The organism is Moorena sp. SIO3I6, assembly GCF_010672095.1.
In genome coordinates this window covers 1-5,860 of the sequence record NZ_JAAHHU010000290.1, presented here as the reverse complement: position 1 = coordinate 5,860, position 5,860 = coordinate 1, and the positions used below count along the sequence as shown (strand labels likewise).

Here is a 5,860-nt window from a genome sequence, read left to right as displayed (position 1 = left end):
CTTCAATCAACTCAAATCACTAACAATTTGTTAACGGCCTTGGTGTAAGGGAACGATAAATTTGCCCAAAATCCCGAGTATTAGTCCAAAATTCTCCCCATCTCCCCATCTCCCCATCTCCCCATCTCCCCATCTATTTTTTGCGAGAATGAAACAGCCCTGCCTTAAGAAGGGGGGCGGGCAATAGGCAAAAGTTGACGTGCATTAGCTTTTCAGCTTTTATCAATGTCAAACACCTTAATGGGTAGTACTATAAGTAGCCAAACTTTCAGGTAGCTTGCGGAAAACATCACGTATAACACTAATGAGGATAATCTCATGAGAATCTTCAATCAATTGGAATCCAATGTGCGAAGCTACTGCCGTTTATTTCCCACGGTGTTTAAGAAAGCACAAGGAGCTGTTCTAGAAGATAAAGAAGGTATTAAGTACATTGACTTTCTCAGTGGAGTGGGTACGCTCAATTACGGACATAACAACCCACAACTCAAAGAACGACTGCTGGGTTATCTCGATTCAGACGGTATTGTCCATAGTCTCGATTTAGCAACCGTAGCGAAAGAGGAGTTTCTCGAAGCTTTTGAAGCCATAATCCTCAAACCCAGGCAATTAAATTACAAAGTTCAGTTTCCTGGACCAACAGGAACCAATGCTGTGGAGGCAGCTCTAAAACTGACCCGCAACATAACGGGACGGGAAACGGTCATTGCCTTTTCCAATGGCTACCATGGGGTAACCCTAGGTTCCTTAGCAACAACTGCCAACATTTCCCAGCGAGACGCTGCAGGAATCACCACCGCAGGCGTAACTTTTATACCTTATGATGGGTACTTGGGTTCGGATATTGATACTACAGAGTACCTAGACAAAGTCCTTTCCGACAGAGGTAGTGGAGTAGCGCTTCCAGCAGCAGTGATTGTAGAAACAATTCAGGGAGCAGGTGGGGTCAATGTAGCCAGCTTTGAGTGGTTGCGATCGCTTGAAACAGTCTGTCGTAAACATGATGTGCTTTTAGTTGTAGACGACATCCAAGTGGGATGCGGACGGACTGGTTCCTTTTTCAGCTTTGAAGAAGTAGGTATTTACCCTGACATTGTTACTATCTCCAAATCCTTGAGTGGATTCGGTCTTCCTTTCTCATTGGTGCTGATCAAACCAGAATTAGACCAGTGGAAACCAGGTCAACATAGCGGCACCTTCAGAGGACCTAACCTAGCCTTTGTTACCGCCAAAGCAGCTTTGGAAATTTATTGGCAAGACGACAGTTTGTCAGCCTCCGTTAAACAGAAAGGAACTATAATGCAGCTCCGATTGGAGCAGATCGCAAAAAATAACTGGGAGGCCGGTTTTTCCGTTAGAGGCAGGGGCATGATTCAGGGCTTAGACTGCAAAGATGGCAACCTCGCTAATAAAATCATCCGAACAGCCTTTGCTAATGGGCTAATCATGGAAACAGCTGGCGCACAGGGGCAGGTGATTCGATGTCTGCCGCCTTTAACAATTTCCGAAGAAGTATTAGAGAAAGGGCTAGACATCCTCGAAAATAGTGTCAACCAAGTCATCCAGGAGACAGTTTCTAAAAAATTAGTTGATTTAGGAGCATCGGTTTAATTGCTTATGACTGCTGCATTTGGAAATTCTCCAGAAGTCAAAACCCGGATAGAAAAAATTGAAAACATCTGTGGACGGGATATAGGTAATGGTATAGAGCCCCTTGTGGAGGCTGCCAAGGGGGGGCTGCTTGGTGCAGCTCGTTCGATTGCCGAACATCCATCCCCCCATGTGGCTATTATTACAGGCTTTTTTATTCCCCACGGCACTCCTCCGGCAGCGGAAAATGATGGCCCCATCGGTTGCGCTCACCTAGCAGCGGGATTACTTAGAGTTGGAATCCCTGTCCGTCTGGTTACCGATCCTTTATGCCTTAATGCTGTCAAGGTTGCTGCTCGGGCAGCAGGAATACCTGCTCAAATTCCTTTTGATGTAGTTCCTGTCGATGCAGGGAGTGCAGAAGATCCCTCCGTTTCTTCTATTGTGAATTTATGGAAAATTGCCGAACCACCAGTTTCCCATGTTATCTCCATTGAAAGAGCAGGCCCGAGTTACGATGGTACTGTCCGAAATATAAATGGGGATGATATCACTGTTCATACTGCTCCTTTACATTTCCTATTTACCCTCAGTGAAATCATCTCCATCGGCATTGGTGATTTGGGCAATGAACTTGGTATGGGAACACTCTCTCAAGAGCTAATTGCCAAAAACATCAAGCATGGAGAACGAATCGCCTGTTATATTCCTTGCCATCACCCGATCGTTTGCGGTGTATCAAATTGGGGAGCAATGGGGTTACTCACTGCTCTTGCTTTACTCCGACCGGACTTAAAATCTAAGTTAACTGAGGGATTAACCTTAGAGACCGATAAACAGATTTTGACAACTCTGGTTAATGAGGGAGCAGCGATAGATGGAGATACCGGATTGCAAGCTCTCACAATTGAGACTTTACCCTGGGAATATCATGGCAAAGTGTTGGCAGAAATTTTAGAAGTCGCCGGTTTGACAAACTCAGTTTGAGAGCGCAGCTCCAATGCTTTCCTCCAAAATATCTAGCCCTTGGGTCAAAGTTTCGGGATCAATCGTTAATGTAGACTGAAGATTAATCACTTCTTTGTTCACTCCCATGGGTTCAAAGATTAAACCCCGCTTGAAAGCTTCATTACTAACTTTTTTAGCCAGCCCCTTTTGTTGGCAGGCGATTCCTTGAATCAAACCAAGTCCTCGATGTTCGCCGCCGACTTCTGGATAACGAGCGATCATGTCTTTGAGTCGCTTCTTCATTACCTCACCTTTGTCCGCGATTTCCTGGGCAAAAGTATCTGTCTCCCAGTACTCGTCGAGAGCAGCTGTGGCAGTCACAAAGGCTAGATTATTGCCTCGGAAAGTACCAGTGTGTTCCCCTGGTTTCAAACAGTCTAAATCAGGTCGAATCAGCACCACAGCCATCGGGTTTCCATAGGCGCTTAAAGATTTAGCCAGACAAACTAGATCGGGTTTTAACCCTGCCCGCTCAAAGCTAAAGAAAGGGCCAGTTCTGCCACACCCGACTTTGATGTCATCAACAATTAGCAAAATCTCTCGCTCTTGAGTGATCTGGGCAAGGCGTTGAAGCCAAGGAACACTAGCAACATTAATCCCGCCCTCAGATTGAACGGTTTCTAGGATAACTGCTGCGGGTTTTTCCTGATTTAGGCTCAGGTCATCAACCAATTTTTCTAAGTAATCAAGACTGTCGTCTTTGGTGCCATTTTTATCCTCGAACGGAACCGTTAAGACATTACCGAGGGGAATGCCCGCAGCCTTTTGATAGGTAGGATTAGGTGTAACAGCTAGGGCACCTAAAGTATGACCGTGGTAGCCTTTGGTAAAACAAATGACTGTTTTTCGACCAGTCACTTTACGGGCTAGCTTCAAAGCAGCCTCGGCAGAATTGGTTCCCGTAGGACCGGTAAACATAACTTTATAGTTTAGTCCTCGCGGTATTAAGATTACTTCCTCGAAACGTTCTAGAAACTGCTGCTTAGCAGAGGTGAACATATCGAGGCTGTGGGTGATAGCATCTGACTCAATGTATTCCAGGAGACGCTTTTTGAGCTTGGGGTTATTATGTCCGTAGTTGAGGGCACCAGCACCTGCCAAGAAATCTATATAAGTACGCCCACTCTCATCTATCAAGGTATCTCCCACTGCCTTGGTAAAGACTGTTGGAAACAATCGACAGTAGCTTCGGACTTCTGACTCAAGCTTGGTAAAAATGTTCATATGCTAAACCTGCCTATTGTTAGGATTTTCAAGTAGGTGAGACAATTCTGTGTGGTGTACAAAACGCGAAGCGATTCCATTTGCTTAACTTTACTTTACGAACACCGTAACCTAGAAAACTATATACTATTTAGGGTGACTATAGCAATAGTCAAGTTATTAATAAAAACTAAAATTTTTATTAATAACTTGCTTAAGCCAGAACTGGTATATCCTGATTAAAGAGCAAGTTTAACAATTCAAATAGGATAGCTATAGTCTAAATTTTGATCAGTCTCATAAACCAACAACAGCCTGGAATTAACTGGAATTAACTATGCAAAAAATTCAATTTACTGAAGCTCAGACCGAGGCATTGTTTGATGATCGCGAACGAGACAAACGTTTTCGCAGTTTCTGGGATCCAGAAGGCAGTCTTCACTGGGGTTACTTCGAAAACTTAGCCGAGGCTCGGCCTGAGGACTTTGTGCCAGCCTGCAAGCGCTGGGATGAATATATGCTGGAACAGAGCGGTATTACTGCAGACTCCCGGGTACTAGAAGTTGCTTGTGGAAATGGCAACGCTGCCGTTTGGCTGGCTCAGCAAACGGGATGTGAGGTAGTAGGAATCGATATCAGTAGCAGTTATATCGAGAATGCTCGAGCTAAGGCTAGTAATTTCCCCTCTTTGCGGGTGAGCTTCCAAAAGGAATCAGCCACTAACCTACCTTTCCCAGATGGCTCCTTTACCCATGCCTGGAGTCAAGGCGCTCTTTACCACATCCACGAGCTTGATAAAGCTCTGGCGGAGGTTCACCGTGTCCTAGGGGTAGGAGGCATCTTCCTGTTTGATGACTTGGTAACACCAATTGAGGAAGTTAGTGAGGCAGCCCGCAAGTACGTTTACAACCGACTGCTGTTTGAGCCGACATTTAGCCCCGAAGTCTATGCAGAAAAACTCACTCAGATCGGATTTAACGTTTTGCAGATAAAGGACTTGAGCCAACACCTGAAAAAGAGTTACGAATTGGTGTCCGAGCTAGCTCGGGAGGGCTATCCAGATTTGAGCGCTGCCTTTAAGAAAACCCAGGAGGCAATTGCCGCTAGTGAGTTAGGCTGGTGCTTTTGCCTCTGTGAAAAGGTTAGTGATGACTAATCCGTGACAACTTAAGACAGCTACGCCATAGCTTGAGTGTAGATTCAGTGTAGCTTGAGGGTATGCGATTGACCTTGGCCTAAAGGCCAAGGTCAATCGCATCCAGGAGATGGGCTATATATCCCATCACTCCTCAGAAGTTTTGCCCAAAAACAATAGATTCTACCCCTAACCAGCGCAACCGGCTACAATAGCAAGTGTTGAGATTTGTGTAGTCGTGACCGGCATAGGGAAAGCTTATGGCTGCTGCTGTATTAATCCAGAACCTCCAAAAACGCTATGGAGATGTCCACGCCGTCAAAGACATCTCCTTACAAGTTGAACCGGGTCAAATTTTTGGCTTACTCGGTCCTAATGGTGCCGGGAAAACCACCACCATTCGTTGCCTATGCACGCTCACGGCACCCGACGCTGGAAAAATTGAGGTATCTGGCATTTCAGTACTGAACAATCCTAGGGCAGCACGCCGCCGCATAGGCTATGTGGCACAAGAAGTTGCCCTAGATAAGGTACTCACTGGTCAAGAACTACTTCAATTGCAAGCCGACCTCTATCATATTCCCAAACCAGTTGCCAAAAAACGCATCAATAAACTCCTTGACATTTTGCAGCTCAAGGAGTATGCCCATAAAAAAACTGGCATTTACTCCGGTGGTCTGCGTCGGCGGCTGGACTTAGCTGCTGGCTTACTCCACCAACCTGATGTTTTAGTACTAGACGAACCCACAGTAGGTCTTGACATTGAGAGCAGATTCGTGGTATGGGAACTGTTACAAAAGCTGCGGGACTCAGGAACAACATTACTAATCACCAGCCACTACCTCGAAGAAATAGATGCATTAGCTGACCAAGTGGCAATTATTGACAAAGGGTTGATCATAGCTGAGGGGACACCATCTCAGA

At 45.6% G+C, this 5,860-nt stretch carries 5 protein-coding genes; 4 read left to right on the top strand and 1 reads right to left on the bottom strand.

Features of this window, described 5'->3' with window-relative positions:
- Positions 1–318: 318 nt before the first annotated feature.
- Both ectB (F6K49_RS34280) and F6K49_RS34275 read left to right on the top strand, forming a co-directional pair.
- Positions 319–1,611, top strand: a complete 1,293-nt coding sequence (ectB, locus tag F6K49_RS34280) for a diaminobutyrate--2-oxoglutarate transaminase (protein ID WP_293045438.1) — start codon at positions 319–321, stop codon at positions 1,609–1,611.
- Between the two features lie 6 nt (positions 1,612–1,617).
- A complete protein-coding gene (locus F6K49_RS34275; RefSeq protein ID WP_293020872.1) occupies positions 1,618–2,577 on the top strand; it encodes a glutamate cyclase domain-containing protein in 960 nt (319 codons plus the stop codon).
- On the opposite strand, the gene ectB (F6K49_RS34270) is transcribed toward F6K49_RS34275, so the two are convergent.
- A complete protein-coding gene (ectB, locus tag F6K49_RS34270) occupies positions 2,569–3,822 on the bottom strand; it encodes a diaminobutyrate--2-oxoglutarate transaminase (protein ID WP_293020871.1) in 1,254 nt (417 codons plus the stop codon). The genes F6K49_RS34275 and ectB (F6K49_RS34270) overlap by 9 nt on opposite strands.
- A gap of 316 nt (positions 3,823–4,138) precedes the next feature.
- On the opposite strand from ectB (F6K49_RS34270), the gene F6K49_RS34265 reads away from it, so the two are divergent.
- Together F6K49_RS34265 and F6K49_RS34260 are read left to right on the top strand one after the other, a co-directional pair.
- Complete coding sequence (locus tag F6K49_RS34265; protein ID WP_075898032.1) at positions 4,139–4,957, top strand: class I SAM-dependent methyltransferase; 819 nt, start codon at positions 4,139–4,141, stop codon at positions 4,955–4,957.
- 239 nt (positions 4,958–5,196) lie between these two features.
- On the top strand, positions 5,197–5,860 hold a 664-nt coding region (locus F6K49_RS34260), incomplete at its 3' end, for an ABC transporter ATP-binding protein (protein ID WP_293103822.1).